General features: G+C 49.7%; 19 protein-coding genes. All 19 read right to left on the bottom strand.

Features of this window, described 5'->3' with window-relative positions; translation table 11 throughout:
* The gene (locus PHS46_02785) at window positions 1-1,242 is read right to left on the bottom strand and encodes a homocitrate synthase (protein MDD3905439.1); all 1,242 of its coding nucleotides are present in this window, start codon (window positions 1,240-1,242) and stop codon (window positions 1-3) included.
* Window positions 1,243-1,267: 25 nt separating this feature from the next.
* A complete protein-coding gene (serA, locus tag PHS46_02780; protein MDD3905438.1) occupies window positions 1,268-2,854 on the bottom strand; it encodes a phosphoglycerate dehydrogenase in 1,587 nt (528 codons plus the stop codon).
* Between the two features lie 7 nt (window positions 2,855-2,861).
* The gene (locus tag PHS46_02775) at window positions 2,862-3,995 is read right to left on the bottom strand and encodes an alanine--glyoxylate aminotransferase family protein (protein ID MDD3905437.1); all 1,134 of its coding nucleotides are present in this window, start codon (window positions 3,993-3,995) and stop codon (window positions 2,862-2,864) included.
* A gap of 14 nt (window positions 3,996-4,009) precedes the next feature.
* On the bottom strand, window positions 4,010-4,606 hold the full coding sequence (gene clpP / locus PHS46_02770) for an ATP-dependent Clp endopeptidase proteolytic subunit ClpP (GenBank protein MDD3905436.1): 597 nt from the start codon (window positions 4,604-4,606) through the stop codon (window positions 4,010-4,012).
* Window positions 4,607-4,626: 20 nt separating this feature from the next.
* Complete coding sequence (gene tig / locus PHS46_02765) at window positions 4,627-5,901, bottom strand: trigger factor (GenBank protein MDD3905435.1); 1,275 nt, start codon at window positions 5,899-5,901, stop codon at window positions 4,627-4,629.
* A gap of 64 nt (window positions 5,902-5,965) precedes the next feature.
* Window positions 5,966-6,688 (bottom strand): LPS export ABC transporter ATP-binding protein, encoded by a 723-nt coding sequence (gene lptB, locus PHS46_02760; GenBank protein ID MDD3905434.1) that lies wholly within the window; start codon window positions 6,686-6,688, stop codon window positions 5,966-5,968.
* A gap of 11 nt (window positions 6,689-6,699) precedes the next feature.
* On the bottom strand, window positions 6,700-7,548 hold the full coding sequence (locus PHS46_02755) for an LptA/OstA family protein (GenBank protein ID MDD3905433.1): 849 nt from the start codon (window positions 7,546-7,548) through the stop codon (window positions 6,700-6,702).
* Window positions 7,527-8,417 (bottom strand): lysophospholipid acyltransferase family protein, encoded by an 891-nt coding sequence (locus PHS46_02750; GenBank protein MDD3905432.1) that lies wholly within the window; start codon window positions 8,415-8,417, stop codon window positions 7,527-7,529. Before PHS46_02750 ends, PHS46_02755 begins: the two co-directional genes overlap by 22 nt.
* A complete protein-coding gene (locus tag PHS46_02745; protein ID MDD3905431.1) occupies window positions 8,414-8,944 on the bottom strand; it encodes an HAD-IIIA family hydrolase in 531 nt (176 codons plus the stop codon). Before PHS46_02745 ends, PHS46_02750 begins: the two co-directional genes overlap by 4 nt.
* A complete protein-coding gene (locus PHS46_02740) occupies window positions 8,941-9,900 on the bottom strand; it encodes a KpsF/GutQ family sugar-phosphate isomerase (protein MDD3905430.1) in 960 nt (319 codons plus the stop codon). Before PHS46_02740 ends, PHS46_02745 begins: the two co-directional genes overlap by 4 nt.
* A 7-nt stretch (window positions 9,901-9,907) precedes the next feature.
* Window positions 9,908-10,723 (bottom strand): 3-deoxy-8-phosphooctulonate synthase, encoded by an 816-nt coding sequence (kdsA, locus tag PHS46_02735; GenBank protein ID MDD3905429.1) that lies wholly within the window; start codon window positions 10,721-10,723, stop codon window positions 9,908-9,910.
* Window positions 10,710-11,480, bottom strand: a complete 771-nt coding sequence (gene kdsB / locus PHS46_02730; GenBank protein MDD3905428.1) for a 3-deoxy-manno-octulosonate cytidylyltransferase — start codon at window positions 11,478-11,480, stop codon at window positions 10,710-10,712. Before kdsB ends, kdsA begins: the two co-directional genes overlap by 14 nt.
* 13 nt (window positions 11,481-11,493) lie before the next feature.
* Window positions 11,494-12,495 carry a D-glycero-beta-D-manno-heptose-7-phosphate kinase gene (gene rfaE1, locus PHS46_02725; GenBank protein MDD3905427.1) on the bottom strand — a complete coding sequence of 334 codons (1,002 nt, stop codon included), beginning with the start codon at window positions 12,493-12,495 and terminating at the stop codon, window positions 11,494-11,496.
* Between the two features lie 2 nt (window positions 12,496-12,497).
* Window positions 12,498-13,436, bottom strand: a complete 939-nt coding sequence (locus tag PHS46_02720; GenBank protein MDD3905426.1) for a hypothetical protein — start codon at window positions 13,434-13,436, stop codon at window positions 12,498-12,500.
* 50 nt (window positions 13,437-13,486) lie between these two features.
* Window positions 13,487-13,951: a pyridoxamine 5'-phosphate oxidase family protein gene (locus PHS46_02715; protein MDD3905425.1), complete on the bottom strand. Its 465-nt coding sequence runs from the start codon at window positions 13,949-13,951 to the stop codon at window positions 13,487-13,489.
* 14 nt (window positions 13,952-13,965) lie between these two features.
* Entirely contained in the window at window positions 13,966-15,039 is a 1,074-nt protein-coding gene (ychF, locus tag PHS46_02710; GenBank protein ID MDD3905424.1) for a redox-regulated ATPase YchF, read from the bottom strand.
* Window positions 15,040-15,252: 213 nt separating this feature from the next.
* Complete coding sequence (locus tag PHS46_02705) at window positions 15,253-16,329, bottom strand: glycosyltransferase family 9 protein (GenBank protein MDD3905423.1); 1,077 nt, start codon at window positions 16,327-16,329, stop codon at window positions 15,253-15,255.
* Window positions 16,322-17,299, bottom strand: a complete 978-nt coding sequence (locus PHS46_02700; protein ID MDD3905422.1) for a glycosyltransferase family 9 protein — start codon at window positions 17,297-17,299, stop codon at window positions 16,322-16,324. Before PHS46_02700 ends, PHS46_02705 begins: the two co-directional genes overlap by 8 nt.
* A gap of 6 nt (window positions 17,300-17,305) precedes the next feature.
* Entirely contained in the window at window positions 17,306-18,322 is a 1,017-nt protein-coding gene (gene waaF, locus PHS46_02695) for a lipopolysaccharide heptosyltransferase II (protein ID MDD3905421.1), read from the bottom strand.
* Between the last annotated feature and the right edge of the window lie 5 nt (window positions 18,323-18,327).

Here is an 18,327-nt window from a genome sequence, read left to right as displayed (position 1 = left end):
TTACGGCGTCATTGTAAATATTTTACGCGCTATTTCCGGATGCCGCGCGATAAATAAAAGCTCGTCTTCGGTAAGCGGCTGTTGAGTATGGACATTGGCATACCTTACAAGCTCCAATATCTTCGTCGCTTCTTTCTCGTCCTTGAACTTCACTTCTAGCTTGTCGTAAACATTCCTAAAACCTTTAATACCACTGTATTCTCCCGCAGTTATCTGTCTGCCGGTATCTATTATTTCGGGCTCGCCGCGGCCGAGCTCTTCAAAGTCGTAGAGTTCGTAGTTACGCCTGTCTTTAAGCGCGCCGTCGGCATGTATGCCGGACTCATGCGCGAACGCATTGGCGCCCACGCCCGGTTGATTTATAGGTATCGGCACATCGAACGCGTACGAGGCGTATTTGGCCAGCTTCCAGGCGGAAGATAGCTTAACCCTCTCATCAAGAATATATTTCTTACCCTGAAAACCGCTCGAATATTTTACCGCCAGAATAACGCTGACAAGATCCGCGTTACCGGCGCGCTCACCCATGCCATTAACAGTGGTATTGATATAGGCATCTACGCCTGCGTCTATCGCCGCCTTTGCGCCCGCGACCGAGCACGCCACAACCATGCCGAGATCGTTGTGGCAATGAAGTTCTATGGGTAATTTTATTTCGGACGCTAATACTTTAACTCTCTCATATATCGTAAAAGGATCGTCGTAACCGAGCGTGTCACAATATCTTATCCTTTCGGCGCCTGCCTTCTTGGCGGCTCGCGAGAATTTTATGAGATAATCGATATGAGTTCTTGACGCGTCTTCCGCGTTCACGCCTACGTATTTTATGCCAAATTTTTTCGCTGTACGCACCGCTTCGACCATCTCTTTTATAACATCTTCCTTTGTAAACTTGCCCTGAAATTTGCCGTTTATCATCTGCTCGGACGTCGATATCGAAAGATTTAAGTTTTCCACTTTCGTCATTTTGCACGCCTTCTCGACATCGCTTTTTATGGCCCTGATCCAACCGCTCAGCACGATAGGCTTGAGCACCCCTAATTTAGCGAGCTCAAGATTGGCGTTTAAATAATTCGTCTCATGGCGCGTAACAGGAAAACCGAACTCCGACTGCGTCACACCCATATCATTAAGGTAAAGGTTGATCATCGTCTTCTGGAGTTTGGCAAGACCCAGCCGAGAGGTCTGAACGCCATCCCTATTAGTAACATCAACTATGTATATCTTATTCTGCTTCGCCATGTTGTAGACCTCGCCTTTTATTTACCTACAATTTAACAAGTTTCAGCTCGTAAACATCCCCTGAACTCTTTATCTCGTCGAGCACCTTCTTCGACACTTCACTATCGACATTCCACACGCTTACCGCGCGGCCGCCTTTCGCTTCCCTGCCGAACGACACGCTCGCGACGTTTATCTTATTCTTCCCGAATATAGTGCCTATGTGGCCTATTATCCCGGGCACGTCCTTATTAAATACCATCAGGAGAGTTCCCTCGGGTACGAAATCGACGTAAAAATCATTTACCTTCACTATCCTCGGATCAACCTTAGTAAAAAGCGTGCCGCATATGGAGCTCGTCATCCTGTCCGTCTCGACCTCCACCCATATCAAGCTGGCGAAATCCTGTATCCGGTCGGTCTTCGACTCAACGATGGTTATCCCGCGCTCCTTGGCCATGACGAGCGAATTGACGAAATTGACGGTATCCTGCATTATGGGCTTTAGCAAGCCCTTCATAATGGTCGCGGTAAACGGGGTCAGATCATATTTCAGAAGATCGCCCACATACCTGATCTTTACTTTCTTTATGTGCCCGTCGACAAGCTGTGTCTGCATACAGCCGATATTCTCGGCGAGTTTCAGGTACGGCTCGAGGACTTTATAAACTTCGGGATCGACGCACGGAACATTGACCGCATTCTTCACCCCGCGGCCTAAAAGCGCGTCGCGTACAGTGTTGGCAACATCGATGGCGACATTCATCTGCGCCTCTTCTGTAGATGCGCCCAGATGCGGCGTCAGCACTACCTTGTCGAGCTTCGCGAGCTTCGAGTTCTTCGGCGGCTCTTCCTCGAACACGTCGAACGCGGCACCCGCCACTTTACCGGCCTCGATGGCTCTCACGAGCGCCTCTTCGTCAATTATTCCGCCCCTGGCGCAATTGATAAGACGAATGCTCTTCTTCATCACCGCAAATTCTTTATCCGAGATCATATGCCGCGTCTCATCCGTAAGAGGAGTATGCACCGTTATGTAATCGGCATTCTTGTATATCGTCATGATATCGACAAGTTCTATGCCGAGTTCTTTGGCCTTTTCCACGGACAGGAACGGGTCGTACGCCATGACCTTCATCCCAAAAACAAGAGCGCGCCTGGCTACCTCGGTGCCTATCCTGCCTAAACCCACTATACCGAGCGTTTTGCCGTAAAGCTCCACGCCCATAAATTTCTTTCTCTCCCACTCACCCTTCTTCACCGACATATCCGCCTGCGGGATATTCCGCGACAACGCCATCATCATGGAGAATGCGTGCTCGGCGGTCGATATAGTGTTACCGGCGGGCGTATTTACGACTATAATGCCTTTTTTCGAAGCGGCCTCTACATCAACGTTATCCAATCCAACTCCGGCCCTGCCGATTATCTTGAGTTTTGAAGCGGCCTCGATCACATCCTTGGTTACTTTCGTCGCGCTACGCACAAGAAGAGCGTCGTAATCCTTTATCGCCGCTTTAAGCTCCTCCGGCGTCATCTTCGTATTGACATCGACCTTGAACTCTTTTTCTTTTTGAAGTATCTCGACCGCCTCTTTCGAAAGAGAGTCGCTTATCAGAACTCTAAATGACATCTTTGACCTACCTTCCTAATATCCCGGCCGCGGCGTCTATCCCGCTACCAGCTTTGAATTTATATCCCAGCTTTGTAAGCGCAGACTCCAGCGCCTTTATCGATTCTACGGTATGTTCCTTATCTATACCGCCCATGTGAGCGCCCCTGAAGATCTTACCCTTGAGAGCGTCCTGGCCTCCGGCAAATGTAACGCCATATTCCGTCTTAAGTAATTTGATTATATCATCGGCATTTATGCCCGCGGGCGCATTCACACCCGTAACTGCCGACGAGGGATGCCTGGAGAATATCGTCAGTCCCATAGCCTTACATGCCTCGCGAAATGCCTTGGCCATGTTCTCATGTTCGGCTATCACATTATCCACGCCTATTTTATTGATCGTCTCGACAGCCTTCTTGAGGCCTATGACGAGCGTTATGGCAGAGGTAAACGGCGTATCCGTGTTGAGATATGCTTTCTTGTATTTTTTAAAATTAAAATAAAACTTCGGCAATTTCGATTCTTCGACCGACTTCCATGCCTTCTCGCTTACAGAACAGAACGCGAGCCCCGGAGGTATCATGAGCCCCTTCTGCGAACCACAGATGGCTATGTCAACTCCCCACGCGTCGTTCTCGAACCTGTCCGCGCCAAGTCCGCTTATACAGTCGACGATGAAAAGCGCGTTCGTTTTTCGTACAACCTCTCCTATCGCCTTTATGTCATAGACGGTGGCAGTGGACGTTTCACAAAGAGTCGTATATACGCCCTTTACCTCCGGGTTACTCTTAAGAGCTTCCCTGATGACTTCCGGCTTAGGCGCATCGCCCCACTCGACATCTATTATGACGACTTCCACGCCATACGCCTTCGCAATGTCAGCAAATCTTTCGCCGAATTTGCCTCCGCGCACTACGATTATCTTATCGCCCGGCGACATCACATTGACGATGGACGCCTCCATGGCGCCGGTACCGCTCGAGGTAAAAGTAAAGAGGTCTCCCGAAGTTTTGAATATCTTCTTCAGGCCCTCGGTAGCATCCTTAAATATGGCCTGGTACTCCTTCGTACGATGATGTATCATCGGCCTGGCCATCTCATCTCTTATTTCCTGCGGCACCGGGGTCGGGCCCGGGGTCATCAAATAATGTTTCTTCACTTTAATCTCCTATCTTATTTCTTCCGCGTTACGTTCGCAATAACCTCATCGACTATCCCGTACGTCTTGGCTTCCTCCGCCGACATAAAATAGTCCCTTTCTGTATCCTTCTTTATCTTCTCAAGCGGTTGTTTCGTATGCTTTGCGAGGATCTCCTCGATCTTGGAACGCAACCGCAGTATCTCCTGCGCCTGTATGCTTATATCAGTGGCCTGCCCTTGAAAACCGCCCCACGGTTGGTGGATCATTATACGCGCGTGCGGAAGCGCGTAACGCTTACCCGGCCTGCCTGCGGCCAGAAGCACAGCGCCCATACTGCTCGCCTGCCCGACGCAGTAGGTATTGACGTCCGGCTTAACGAACTGCATCGTGTCGTATATCGCCAGCCCGCTCGTGACCGATCCTCCGGGCGTATTGATATATACCTCAATATCTTTGCCCGGGTCTTCCATCTGAAGAAATAAAAGCTGAGCTATAATGAGATTAGAGACAACGTCGTCGATCGGCGTTCCAATGAATATGATCCTGTCCTTCAAAAGACGCGAATATATATCATATGCCCTCTCGGACCTTCCGCTCGTTTCTATTACCATGGGAACCAATACGCTCATCACGCCCTCCTTGTGGCTTTTTACTTTTCCGCTATCTCGGCGTTCTTGATCAAGAACTGAACGACTTTCCCTTCTCGTATCTTATCTTTCAAATTGTCAACGATATCCTCTTTTTCATAATGCGCGCGGATCTCGTTTTCACTCTTGCCGGATTGCGCGGATATAGCCTTATACGCGTCATTGAGATCTTCGTCGGAAACCGCGATCTTCTCCTGATTCGCTATGTCGTCGAGAATGAACAGAAGCCGTACTTTCCGTACCGACTCGTCCTTGAACTTGCCCTTAAGTTCATCGTTCTTTTTATCGAGATCCTCTTTCTTAAAACCCTTGGACATAAGATGATGTTTCGCGTCCTCGACCATGAAGTCGAGCTGACGGGCGGCAAAACTCGATGGCACCGCGAATGCGTTGGCATCGATCAGCTTATTCAGCATCTGGTTCTCGACGTCGATCTCGGCATCCGCCGCCGCGCGCGCGGCCAGCTCCTTCGATATCTCCGCTTTCAGCTCGGCCATATTCGCCTTGCCGAATATCTTCGCGAATTCGTCGTTCAATTCCGGCAGTTGGCGTTTCTTTATCTCTTTGGCTTTTACATGATACTTCGCCATCTTCCCCGCAACATTCTTATCCGGATACTTCTCCGGGAACGGCGCCTCAATGTCGCGTTCCTCGCCTTTTTTCATCCCAGTCATCTTCTCGGTAAGGCCGGGAACCAGCGCGTCCTTGTCGAGGAATAACCACAGGTTCTCCCTGGTCTTGTGAACGCTCTTCCCGTCCACGGAGCAATCGAGATCGCTCACTATATAATCACCCATGGCGGAGGGCCTGTCTTCGACATTAACATACGTTGCGTTGACATCTCTTAAATTGGAGATCATCCTGTCTATATCTTCGTCGGATACGCTCACCTTTTTCTTATCGACTTTTATGCCTTTATAATTTTTTAATTTAAAATTCGGCCTGGTATCGACGCGGGCTTTAAACGAAAGCGAAGTTTCGCCTTCGAAATTGACGTCGCTTATATCCGGCATGCCTATAGGAGACAGCTTATGTTCTATTACGGCATCACGGTATGCATCCGGGATCAGGTGTTTTAAAACCTCTTCGCGCGCGCTCTTGGCATAATGCTGTTTGACGAGCTCTTTCGGCGCCTTTCCTGCCCTGAATCCGGGGATGACGGCATACTTCGTTATCTCGGCATAGACCTCATCGAATGCCTTCGCGATATCTTCTTTAGACACATCTATTTCGAGTAATGACGCGCATTCTTCAATGGACTTTATCTTTGCTTTCACTTCTTCTCCTTATTGATTTAATTAAAGTTTCAAAAGAGGGATTATATCACAAATGCAAAAAAAATTACATCGTGAATTTTTCACCCAGATATATCTCGCGCGCTTTGGGGCTGGATATAAGGTCTTCCTTCGGCCCTGATATCAATATCTTGCCGTCGGCCATAATGTACGATCGGTCTGTTATCGTCAAAGTCTCCCTAACGTTATGGTCGGTCAGGAGCACGCCCAAACCTTTATTTCGTAAATCTTTTATTATCTCCTGGCATTCGGCAACCGCTATCGGATCGATACCGCTGAAAGGTTCGTCGAGTAAAATGAACATTGGATTCGTAACGAGCGCGCGCGTTATCTCGACGCGCCTTTTTTCGCCGCCCGACAGGGTGTACGCTTTGTGACGCCTTAGATGAGCTATCTTGAGCTCATTTAAAAGCTCGTCGCATCTTCGTTTACGTTCACGCGGACAGAAGCCCAGCGTCTCAAGCACCGCCATGATATTCTCCTCCACGGTGAGTTTGCGAAATATGGATGGCTCCTGCGAAAGGTACCCTATGCCGCAACGGGCCCTGGCATGAAGCGGCATATCGGTGATGTCGCGCTTATCGAACACTATCGTGCCTGTATCGGGCTTAACTATACCGGTAATCATGTAAAACGTGGTAGTCTTGCCGGCGCCGTTAGGTCCGAGCAGGCCGACTATCTCACCGCGCTTCACGTTTATATCCACGGAATTAACAACGCGCCTGGCCCCGTAGCTCTTTACAAGTCCTGTCGTTTCCAGAAGATGCACTTTTATTTACCTCACTTTTTGGACGCGCCGAGAAAGTCCATCTGATCGTCGCCTTCTTGATATATGACAAGCTTGGGCTGGCCCGAGAGCACTATCTTCTTCTCCAGAGCCATATATGTCGCCCTGTCACTGTAAGTAATATTTTCACCGCGCATGATCTTCACATTTCCCTCGGCAACTATGGTCTTTACCGTCTTCGTGGCAGGATCCAGGTATATGGTAATTCTGTCCGCATCTATCGTGCCATCGTCATTCACTACATGGACGTTCTTATTAAAATATCCCTCATTTTTTTCGTAACTGAACTCCACCTCTGCGTCACATGTGATCGTCGTCTTCGCTTTCTTTAGCTTATCGGATCCATGAGCAGGCGGCGTCGAGGACGAGTTTGTTTTGTTTTGCGGCTGTAAGTCTATAAAGCTTTCCGCGCCGTTACCGTTATTTTCGATTACGGCCTTAACATTCTGCTCAAGCCGGACGTTGTTTTTCGCTTTGTCATACATCCCGGTGTCAGCGGTTATGGTCGCCTGGGCATCTTTACCGTAACTCGAAGCGGTTATATTATTGAGTTTTACCTGGTTTTCGGTGACGGCTTCCGCGGACTGGCCTTTAACATCCCATTTCTTGGAACCGTCGTCGCCTAAACCTTCGAGATCGAACGCCATTACCTTGTGCTTTATCTGGTCGCCTTCCTGAGAAGGAGCGGCAGTCTCTTTAGTGCCGGAAACCACCGGCGTCGACGTCTCCGCCGCCTGCGCGAGAGACTCTTTACGCGCGCACGCCGACACGGCACACATCATTATTATAGCTATCAGCGCCAATATCTTCTTCATGAACTTTATGCCTTCCTGGTCTTCCATCTGCGATGCATCCACACCCACTGGTCAGGATATTTCCGTATGTAAGATTCTACCACATCGGACCATTTCTGGGTATTATAAATTAGGTCCGCTTCCCTGTCGCCCGTATCGCGTAATTCGACCGGTTCATCGATCGCTATTGTATGGCCATTGCCTTCGCGGATTATGAATACGGGCAATAAAACGGCGCCGCTTGCTCTCGCCAGCGCGACAGGGCCTGCGGGCGTATATGCTGGACGGCCGAAGAAGTTGACGAAAACGCCTTCCACGGAATCCACGTCCTGATCCGCGACGATCCCCACGATCCAGTTCTTCTTTAAAGTCTTGAGCATCTTGCGCGGCGATTCATCGCGATATATGACCTCGACGTCGCGCGAACGGCGCAGTTGGTTCAAAAAATCATCGTATTTTTTGAAATATATCCGCCGGCCTATCGTAACGCCGGGATAATTATTTTCACGTAGCGCCGCGGCCATCAACTCCCAGCTTCCGAAATGCGCCGTCAGGACTATTACGCCTTTGCCTTTTTCGTATGCCTTATCGAGCCGCTCGCGGTTCCTGAACCCGACGAACTTATCCATCCGCTTCTTGTTAAACTTCGGAAGGTTTACCAGCTCGAGGGAGTTCTTGCCCAGGTTCTGGAATACGCGCCTGGCTATCGCCTCAAGCTCCGCTTCGGATTTTTCACTGCCGAACGCGTATCTCAGGTTATCTATCGTCAGGCGCCTGTATCGCGGGAGGATATAAAATGCGAACGCGCCCAGCCCCGACGCAATGGATAGTCCGGCCTTAAGCGGGATGACGGTAAAAATAAACGCGATCGCCCGGCCGATGTAGTACAAAAAGTATCTGCGTAATTTAAACTTCATAAAAAATATTTGGATGTGGCAAGGTCCCACTTGTCCTGGGACTTGAGGATGAGATCGCAGATCTCGCGGACTGCTCCGCGGCCGCCGACCTTCGAGGTAACATGATGCGCGACGACTTTGACTTCTTCCATCGCGTTTGGAACCGCGACGGCAAACCCGACACGTTTCAAGACAGGAATGTCGATAAGGTCGTCACCGATAAAACATACCTCCTCAGGAGAGACCGCGAGCTGTTTCAGCATCTGATTAAACGGGATGAGTTTATCGATAAAACCCTGGTACGCCCTGGCGACTTTAAGATCACGCGCACGGTGCTTGACGATCTTCGACTTCTTCGCGGTGATTATCACCGTCCCGATACCCGCTCTGCGCAAAAGCGTTATGCCAAAACCGTCCTGCACGTCAAAAAATTTAAGCTCCTCGCCGTAACCGCTGTACACGATACGGCCGTCCGTCATGACACCGTCGATATCGACTACCAGAACTTTAACGCGTGCGGCCTTTTTTAAAATATCGTTTGGTATCATACGAGCCCGGCCTTTAAAAGATCCTGGACGTCGAGCAGGCCTATGGGCCGATTAAACTCATCAACGACCGGAAGCTCATCTATCCTTTTCGACCGCAAGATATCAAATGCTTCCGCGGCCAGCCTGTCTTTGGTTATGGTTGTGGGATTTTTCGTCATCACATCTTTAACTTTTCTGTCGATGAGCCGTTCGTCACGCTCCACATGCCGCCTCAAATCCCCGTCCGTGAATATCCCGACAAGCTTGCCCTTAGCGTCGACTACGCTTGCGGACCCGGCGCGCGCATTTGTTATTGCGACGAGCACCCGCTTGACCGGCGTATTTTCTCCGACGACAGGATTGGCGTTGGCTTTTCTCATGATATCCGACACGGTCAATATGAGCCGCTTACCGAGTATCCCGCCCGGATGGAATAGCGCGAAGTCCTTTTCCTTAAAACCCTTCTTCTCCAAAAGCGCTACCGCTATGGCATCACCCATCGCCAGCATCGCGGTCGTGGATGTCGTCGGCGCCAGACCCAGAGAGCACGCCTCTCTCTTCACGGAAACATCTATCGAGTGGTCGGCAAACCTGCCGAGGGTAGAGCGGACATTGCCGGTTACCGCTATCAGCTTCGCGCCGATCTTTTTTATGATCGGTAAAAGCTTCACTATTTCTTCGGTCTCTCCGCTATTGGAAAGCGCGATTATCATGTCTTCTTTAGTAACGCGCCCGAGGTCGCCATGTAGCGCCTCCGCCGGATGAAGATACAAAGACGGCGTACCCGTAGAAGACATGGTGGCGGATATCTTCTGGGCGATAAAACCGGGTTTGCCCATACCGGTAACTATTATCCGCCCCCTGGTTTTGCATATCGCGTTTATTATCCTGTCAAAATCCGGGCCTATCCTGCCGATCAAAACCGTCAGGGCGTCGCGTTCTATTTTTAAAACGTCTTTAGCTATATTTTTCGACATATCCCGCCTATTTAACCGCTTTCGCTATTCTTTTCAATTTCATTAAAATATCTTCAAGCTCGTCGAGCCTTACCATATTCGGCCCGTCGCTTGGCGCATTGTCCGGATCTTCGTGAACCTCCATGAATATACCATCCGCCCCGCACGCTATCGCCGCCGACGAAAGATATGGCACGTACGCCCTCTCTCCGCCGGACTTGTCGCCCAGGCCGCCGGGCATCTGTACCGAATGCGTCGCGTCGTAAATAACAGGATAGCCGAAACCTTTCATTATCAATATCGAGCGGAAATCGCTAACCAGATTATTGTAACCGAAACTTACGCCGCGCTCGGTAAGAAGGATATTCTTATTGCCGGCGGACTCTATTTTTTTAATAACGTTCTTCATGTCCCAGGGCGCAAGAAATTGCCCCTTCTTTATATTTACTACCTTGCCGGTCTCCGCGGCCATCTTTAAAAGATCCGTCTGGCGCGAAAGAAACGCCGGTATCTGTATTATGTCAAGCACCTTCGCGGCCTCTTTCACTTCAGACTTGCAATGCACGTCCGCGAGTACGGCCACTCCCAGCTCATCTTTGACTTTCCTGAGTATCGCGAGCCCTTTTTTGAAACCCGGGCCGCGAAATGAATCTGCGGAAGTTCTGTTTGCCTTATCGTAACTCGATTTATATATAAACGGTATGCCCATCCGCCCTGTCAGGGAACGAAGAGCCCTGGCATGACGCATAGCTCCGGCCTCCGACTCAATAACGCAAGGCCCGGCTATCAAGACAAATGGATTATGCCCGCCTATTCTGATATTACCGACGCTAACTTCTTTCATTCGTCTTCTCTGTCTCCCGGTCTTTGAGAAGAGCCTGCTCGGCTCTCTTCAGGTCTTCGGAACGGTCTATGCCTATAGTGTCCAGCTTCGTTTCTACTACTTTTATCTTGTAACCATTCTCAATAACTCTCAATTGCTCGAGTTTTTCGGCATTTTCGAGCGAGGAATTCGGCAGATTCCGGAACGTGAAAAGAAAATCCTTGGTAAACGCGTATAGCCCGATATGTTTGTAGTAGACGGGCCGCTTCGCCTCATCGACCTCGCCTGTCCTGTTATATGGAATAGCGTAACGCGAAAAATATATGGCGTAACCGTTCTTATCTATCACTACCTTGACCACGTTTGAGTTGGTAAGCTCAGCGGTATCCTCTATCTTCTTTATGACCGTAGCCATCTGGGCCACCTTCTCGTCCTGGAGCGCGATGACGAGACTATCGATGATTATCGGCTTTATGAGCGGCTCGTCGCCCTGTATATTGACGGCGATGTCGACATCCATCGGATTGACGACCTCGGCCAAGCGGTCGGTGCCGGACGGCTGATCGGGGGATGTGTATACCGCTTTGCCTCCAAAGCCCTCCACTACCTTCATTATGCGTTCGTCGTCGCAAGCGACTATCAGTTCGTCGAGCGTCTTGGCGCGCCTGGCGTTCTCCCAGACATGTTGTATTACGGGTTTACCCAGAAGGTTGGCAAGCACTTTACCTTCGAATCTCGTCGCGCCCCAGCGGGCCGGTATCACTCCTATTACTTTCACTATCGCTACTCCTTTATTTTTTATTCAATTCTATTTTTATTCTCGCTAAAAGTTCGTCCGGCGTTACCACGGCAATACCGACCTTGCCCACAACGATCCCGCCCGCGCAATTCGCTATGTGCGCCGCCATTATCGGGTCCGCCCCCGCGGCAAGGGAAAGCGTGTAGCTTGCTATAACGGTATCGCCGGCTCCGGATACGTCGAATACCTCCTGGGCCACCGTCGGTATATGTTTCATCGGTTTGGCCTTTTGGAATACGGCCATACCGTGCTCCCCAAGCGTTATAAGCGCTATCCTGCATCCGATCTTCGTTAAAAGAGCGTGCCCCGCCTTAACAAGAGTCGCCTCATCTTTTATCTTAAATCCTACGGCTTTTGAAGCTTCATGGTTGTTCGGGGTAATGACACTTATGCCCCTATAATATTTGAAATGCTCTTCTTTCGGATCTACGGAAATTATCTTTTTATGTTTTTTCGCCAACGGCACTATCCGGCTCAATAATGCCGGCGTTATGACGCCCTTGCCGTAGTCTTCGATTATTATCGCGTCGATATCCTTTATCACACCTTCGATATAGCGAATCAGCGACGCTACGATATTGGCGCCCAGCGGGTCGATTCTTTCTTTGTCGATCCTTACAACCTGCTGATGCTGAGCGACAACGCGCGTCTTTAGTATCGTAGGACGCGAACTATCTGTGATGATGCCTGCCGTATTTACGCCTTTTTGCTCAAGTTCCCCCCTGAGTATCGAACCGCGTTCGTCGTCCCCGACGACACCCGCCAGGTACACTTCCGCGCCCAGCGAACTTAAGTTGTTGGCGACATTCGACGCGCCGCCGGGCATGAAGCTCTCCTTCTTTACCCAGACGACCGGAACGGGCGCTTCCGGCGATATCCTGGAAACGTCCCCCCATAAAAATTCGTCCAATATGAGATCGCCGACTACGAGCACCCTGGCGTTCTTAAAATTCTTTATCGTGTTCTTTATTCCGCCAAAACCCATCTTCTGCATTTTTATATCTTTCCTATTATAGAATGGTACAGGAACGGGAACATTATTTCATGATGACCGATAATATTGTAACCTTTGCCGCCCATCGAGGTCGGCCTCGAGAGTATATTCTGGTGGGGCCTGTACTGATTTATCATATCGAAATTAGCCGCAGTAAATATGTTCGGCTTATAGTCAAGATTGCGCGCTACGGTAAGCGCCTTCAAAAAAACTTCGGGCAATATTACCGCGGAGCCAAAATTGATCGCGACTCCGCCCTCGAGTGAGCCGACACTGTAGATGAAGTTCCGGAAATCGAGAAGCGATCCCTCGCCGATTGCCTCGCCGTTCGCGGACGGATGCTGATGCACGATGTCTGTGCCGATGGCCACGTGCACGGTAACGGGGATATTCAGTTGGTAGCCCGTAGCGAGTATGCTGAAATTACGATATGGCAGACGCGCTTTTGTTACATGCTCTCCCAGGGCTTCACCTATGCCGATGCCTTCCTGGAAACCGTCGTTTATCGCGCCATTAATAAAACCGGCCGTCTCTTTCGCCATGCCGAAAGAACCGTCGAGTATACCCTCGCCGACGTCTTCGCTCGTCCTGCCTATCATCGCTATTTCAGTATCGTGAATCATGCCGGCACCGTTGAGAGCGACGGCTTTTATCACGCCGCGCTTCATCAGGTCGATAACAAGCGGCGAAAGGCCGCACTTTATGACGTGCGCGCCCATCATGAGTATAATCATCTTCTTTTTCCGGTATGCGCCGACTATCCTGTCGACGAGCGCGTGAAGATTCCGGCTCGCAAGCACATCGGGCATGGAATCATAAAAATCTTTAAAAGATGCGCCCTTACGGCCAATTTTTGCAAATTCCTTTGTGGACACCTTGCATTTCCTGGCGTTAAGCGGTATCGTCTTTATCTTTGTAAGGTCCACCCTTTGTCTGGTCATATATTTTCCCTCAAAACTATAATTTTATCATGAATGTTACTTATACGCCACTATTTTTTACTGCGCTTGATCTTACCTTGTATATCCAGCTCAACAACTTCACCCACCGTAACTTCAAATATAACGAACCTCTCGTTCATCAGTATCTCGAACGTCTCATGCGCGGGATTGCCCCTGACTTCATCGATGATATGCTGGGCGGTAAGTCGCACTTCTTTATCGGTCATCTCTTCACACAGTTTCTTATAAAGCTTACCTTTTGACAATATCTTCACGTTACCGTTAACCTGATAACCTTTTAATGTCATGGGATCGATAAGCGACATCGATATCCTTGGGTTCGTCTTAAGATTTTCCCAGGTTTTGCTTATCGTATAATCGACCAGATAGATGCGGCCACTCTCTACTTTGAGAATGAATTTAGGCGCCGCGGTTGGATGTCCTTTAAAATCGCACGTCGCCACACCAATGAACTCCCGTTTATCGAAAAGGTTCAATAGTTCTTTTGACAACATATACCATCTTCTCCTTATACATTAAACCGTATGTTTATAATATCTCCGTCTTCGACGGTATAATCCTTGCCTTTAAGGTAATACTTGCCGGCCTCTTTCACCTTGTCTTCGCCGCCGAGCGCGACAAGGTCCGCGTATTTCATGCATTCCGCCCGTATGAAACCTTTCTGAAGGTCGGAATGTATCGCCCCCGCGGCCTCAGGCGCCGACGAGCCTTTCTTCACAAGCCACTGCCGCACCTCATCGGTTCCGACCGTGAAGAAAGATATAAGGCTCAGCGCTTTTATGCAGACACGCGTGAGAACGCTTACAGCGCTCTCGTTTATACCGAGGGCGCCCATGAATTCCTTCTTCTCATCGTCCGACTCAAACGCCGCTATTTCTTTTTCCACCTTAGCCGAAACCTGCATCACGTCGATCTTTAGCGGCGCAAGCTCGACGGCAAACTTCTTTACAACGTCCGTATCTTTTAAACCATCCTCCGAAACATTCAATACGATTATCATCTCTTTAAGCGTTACAAAAGGATAGCTCGATATTAGCTTTTTCTCATCCGCGCTCAAGTCCAAAAGACGCAAAGGCAGTGTCTTGTCGAGGTGGGTTTTTAATTTTACAAGCACCTCTTTCTCTTTTATCGACGCCTCTTCTTTGGTTTGCTTTATTTTCTGGTCGAGCCGTTCGAGGCGTTTTTCGATAAATATGAGGTCATGAAGTATCAGCTCGGAATTGACGAAATCGATATCGCGCTTTGGATCGACGGATCCGTCGACGTGGTACACGGTGTCGTCCTGAAATGCGCGCACTATATGACAGACGGCATCAAGTTCATTTATGTCCGCGAATATCTCACCCTTGGCGATCGTATCCTTCTCTATTTTGGGAAGAGTCTCTATGTCGATCCTTGCCCTGACGTCTTTCTTCGGCTTGTATATCGTTACGAGATTATCGAAACGCGGATCCTTTATCTCGGCTATGCCTTTGATAGGCTTGGCCGAAATGATCTCTTTCTCGGATGGTTTGTGATTTGTGAGCAGTTCGAAAAGCGTCTTCTTGCCTGTCTGCGGTAATCCTATCAATCCTAGTTTCATATTTTTCCTGTCGTAGAGCCTCGATTGTGCCGAGGATTCCTCCCCGGGTTAGAAAATTTGGGGATGAGCTTGCTTTTTTATATTTTATGTGTTATACTATAATTGTAACACGAGAGGGAACGATAGCGAAAGCCATTGAGGCCTATCACCTCCGAAAAAGACCCGCAAAGAGCGAGTCTTTTTTGTTTATATGCCTCCATCCATACGCAATTTTTACCTCCCCAGTATCTTAGCCGCCGCCGCGAGTACTTCATCGACGGTTACCGCTTCGAGGCATTTAAAACCGAGCTTGCAATTGTGCGCCAGGCACTCATCGCAACCCACATCCTTATGCAACACGATATCGCGTACGCCCGTCGGCCCCCAGCGCCGCGGAGATAGCCCCCTGTCGCTCCTGCCGAATACCGCCACAACCGGCGTGCCTACGGCACACGCTATATGCACCGGCCCGGAGTCATTGGAGATAAATAACTTCACTCTTCGCAGGAGGCTCGCGAGTTCCGCAATGCTCGTTTTACCCGAAAGGTTCACGCAACCGCTTTTCATAAGCGCGGCCACCTTATCACCCCGCGCCTTGTCCGCACATCCGGCGACCACCACTATCTTCGCTCCATATTTTTCATTCAATATATCCGCGGCCCCGGCAAATTTATCCGCGCCCCATATCTTCGAAACACAGCTGGCGGCCGGATTTATGGCAATGCATACGTCGCCTTTTTTTATGCCGCTATCTTCAAGCATCTCATCTACATGACGCTCAGCGACGGCATCGATGGGCATATACATCGTCCTCTCTTTAGCGTCGAGCCCCGTATAGCGCAGAAGATCCAACGCATAATCGATCTCGTGTTTCAACCCGTACTGCTTGGTATGCGGTATGCGAGTAGTCAAAAGAAAGCCCCACTTCCTGTTATACCCGACTCTCTCAGGAATACCTGCCATCGAAACGATAAGATGCGTTCTTTTTGTAGGATGCAGTATCAACGCTATGTCGAATTTTTTCCGCCGGAGCTTGCGTATAAACCGCATATTACGCAGAAACCCCTTCTCCCGCCCTGATTTTTCGTATACTATGACCTCGTCAAGATAAGGATTACCTTTGAGAATATCTATCGCGTGGCGCCTGGCCATGAACGCGATGTGAGCATTCGGGCATATACCGCGCACCGCTTTTATAACGGGTGTCGAGAGAAGAACGTCGCCTATCCTATCGAGCCGCACGATAAGCACTCTCTTGGTCTCGGGCTTTTTGCTTTCCTCTTTTATCTTTTCTCTTTTATCTCTACTCATACCCCTCCAACAGCATCTTCGCGGCGTCAAAAACCGCATCCGGAGTTATCAATTTCATGCATTCGTAATTACGGACGCACTCGGCGCTCTCGCACGGCGCGCAGGAGAGCCTCTCCTTCACGACAACATCGAACTCGCCCGTCGGGCCGTATCTGCGCGGATCGGTCGGCCCGAAGAGCGCCACCACCTTTACTCCGACCGCGCAGGCCAGATGGAGGGGCGCGCTGTCATTGGTTATGAGGAGCTTTGAGTGCTTCAGAAGTCCGGCGAGCTGTCTGATATTCGTATGCCCCACGAGATTATAAGGCTTATTTTTCATCTTTGAAATGATCTCGCCGACTATTACCTCGTCCTCTTTTAACCCGACAAAGACGACGCTCGCCGCGCACCGCGATATAATATTGTCGGCTACTTCGGCAAAACCCGCGGCAGTCCATCGCTTGAGATGACTCTTCGCTCCGGCATTTATAACCACTATGGGATCGACAATACCTTTAGCCTTCAGCATCCCGACCACGTGACCTTCGTCTTCTTTAGTAATATGTATATAAGGAAGCTCCTCCATCCTGTCGATGCCGATAGACTGGAGGCGGTACAGATGGCGTTTTCTGCTGTGCAATATATGCCGCGGGAAACGCTGTATCGTCGCGGTTCTGTATTTCGGGCCGATAAGAAGCGGGAATACCGTATTCCGGATATCGACAACCAGGTCGTAACGCAATTTCTTGAGTTTTAACTGCAGACGCCTCTTCTGCATTATCGGCAGGTGCTTGTCGTATATTATTACTTTGAATACGCGGGGGTCTTTGGCGAAAATCTCCTTACCCTGCGGGCCAACCATAACGTCTATCCTGCAACCGGGAAACTCCTTCGCGAGCGCTTCCACGACGGGCGTAGTAAGAATGATATCGCCGACATTGCTGAGGGTAATGACCAGGATACGCTTAACCTGTGTCTTATCTATCGTCATAAAATTTTACTTTTGAGCCAGTATCGACTCGGCCTCTTTTAAAACATCTTCTACTTTTATTGCCGCCATGCAACGGTTATCAGTGCATGTAAAATCGTAACATGGTATATCGCAAGTTTCGTTCTTAAAAATTACCTTATACCTGCCGGTGCCGTACGGCCCGGTTAAAGCGGGAGAAGTCGGACCGAAAAGCGCGATGGTCGGCGCGTTCATGGCAACCGCCATATGCATGGTGCCGGTATCATTGGCCACGACGAGGCTTGAGCGCGCGAACAGGGCGCCGAGCTGTTTTAGCGTGGTCTTTCCGGCAATGACGATCGCCTCGGAGGTCATCATACCTTTTATATCGGCGGCCAGTCTCGCGTCTTTCGCCGCGCCTGATATAATTATGCGGCAGGCGTATCGACTGACTAAAGCGTCCGCTACCCTCGCAAAACTCTTACATGACCAACGCTTCGGAGCCCAGTTTCCGCCAGGGCACAAAACCGCTATCCTGTCGGTATCCCGAACGCCGGCCTGGCGCAAAAACCCGTCGATAAACTTTCTGTGCGAATCGTCCACGAAGAATTCATACGCCATGCTATTAACAGCCAGACCGCAGGCCCTGGCTATGTCGAGAAAATACTCCACTTTATGCATCTCTTCGGACGGCTCTTCAACCGTTTTCGTAAGGAGCGCGCCGCGCCTTTTTGTCGGATAACCTATGCGCTCTTTTATGTCGGCCAAAAAAACTATCAGCGCTTTGGTAAAAGACCTGTGAAGGAGAAAGGCCGTATCGAAATGTTTCTTCCGCAATCCCGTTATAAGCTTAAGCTTCCCGGCCAATGTGCGGTGAACGCCCTCTTCGTCGTATATTATGATTTCGTTAAGGCACGGATTCAGGTCAAGCATTTCGACACATCTGGGATGAGTAAGACATGCGATATAACTGTCAGGGTGAGCATCTCTTACCGCGCGCAAAAAAGGCGTAGCAAAAAGTGTGTCGCCTATCCAGTTGACATTTACTATGAGTATTTTTTTCATATTAG

It is taken from the genome of Candidatus Omnitrophota bacterium, assembly GCA_028699255.1.
Lineage (GTDB): Bacteria > Omnitrophota > Gorgyraeia > 2-01-FULL-45-10 > 2-01-FULL-45-10 > FEN-1322.
Note: the sequence above shows the minus strand (reverse complement) of the source record. Positions and strands in the feature narration are given on the sequence as shown.

Coding starts and splice junctions, on each gene's coding strand:
- PHS46_02785 (MDD3905439.1), bottom strand. CDS start 1,242: ATGGCGAAGCAGAATAAGATATACATAGTTGATGTTACTAATAGGGAT.
- serA (MDD3905438.1), bottom strand. CDS start 2,854: ATGTCATTTAGAGTTCTGATAAGCGACTCTCTTTCGAAAGAGGCGGTC.
- clpP (MDD3905436.1), bottom strand. CDS start 4,606: ATGAGCGTATTGGTTCCCATGGTAATAGAAACGAGCGGAAGGTCCGAG.
- PHS46_02755 (MDD3905433.1), bottom strand. CDS start 7,548: ATGGAAGACCAGGAAGGCATAAAGTTCATGAAGAAGATATTGGCGCTG.
- PHS46_02750 (MDD3905432.1), bottom strand. CDS start 8,417: ATGAAGTTTAAATTACGCAGATACTTTTTGTACTACATCGGCCGGGCG.
- PHS46_02745 (MDD3905431.1), bottom strand. CDS start 8,944: ATGATACCAAACGATATTTTAAAAAAGGCCGCACGCGTTAAAGTTCTG.
- PHS46_02740 (MDD3905430.1), bottom strand. CDS start 9,900: ATGTCGAAAAATATAGCTAAAGACGTTTTAAAAATAGAACGCGACGCC.
- kdsA (MDD3905429.1), bottom strand. CDS start 10,723: ATGAAAGAAGTTAGCGTCGGTAATATCAGAATAGGCGGGCATAATCCA.
- rfaE1 (MDD3905427.1), bottom strand. CDS start 12,495: ATGCAGAAGATGGGTTTTGGCGGAATAAAGAACACGATAAAGAATTTT.
- PHS46_02720 (MDD3905426.1), bottom strand. CDS start 13,436: ATGACCAGACAAAGGGTGGACCTTACAAAGATAAAGACGATACCGCTT.
- PHS46_02715 (MDD3905425.1), bottom strand. CDS start 13,951: ATGTTGTCAAAAGAACTATTGAACCTTTTCGATAAACGGGAGTTCATT.
- ychF (MDD3905424.1), bottom strand. CDS start 15,039: ATGAAACTAGGATTGATAGGATTACCGCAGACAGGCAAGAAGACGCTT.
- PHS46_02705 (MDD3905423.1), bottom strand. CDS start 16,329: ATGAGTAGAGATAAAAGAGAAAAGATAAAAGAGGAAAGCAAAAAGCCC.
- PHS46_02700 (MDD3905422.1), bottom strand. CDS start 17,299: ATGACGATAGATAAGACACAGGTTAAGCGTATCCTGGTCATTACCCTC.
- waaF (MDD3905421.1), bottom strand. CDS start 18,322: ATGAAAAAAATACTCATAGTAAATGTCAACTGGATAGGCGACACACTT.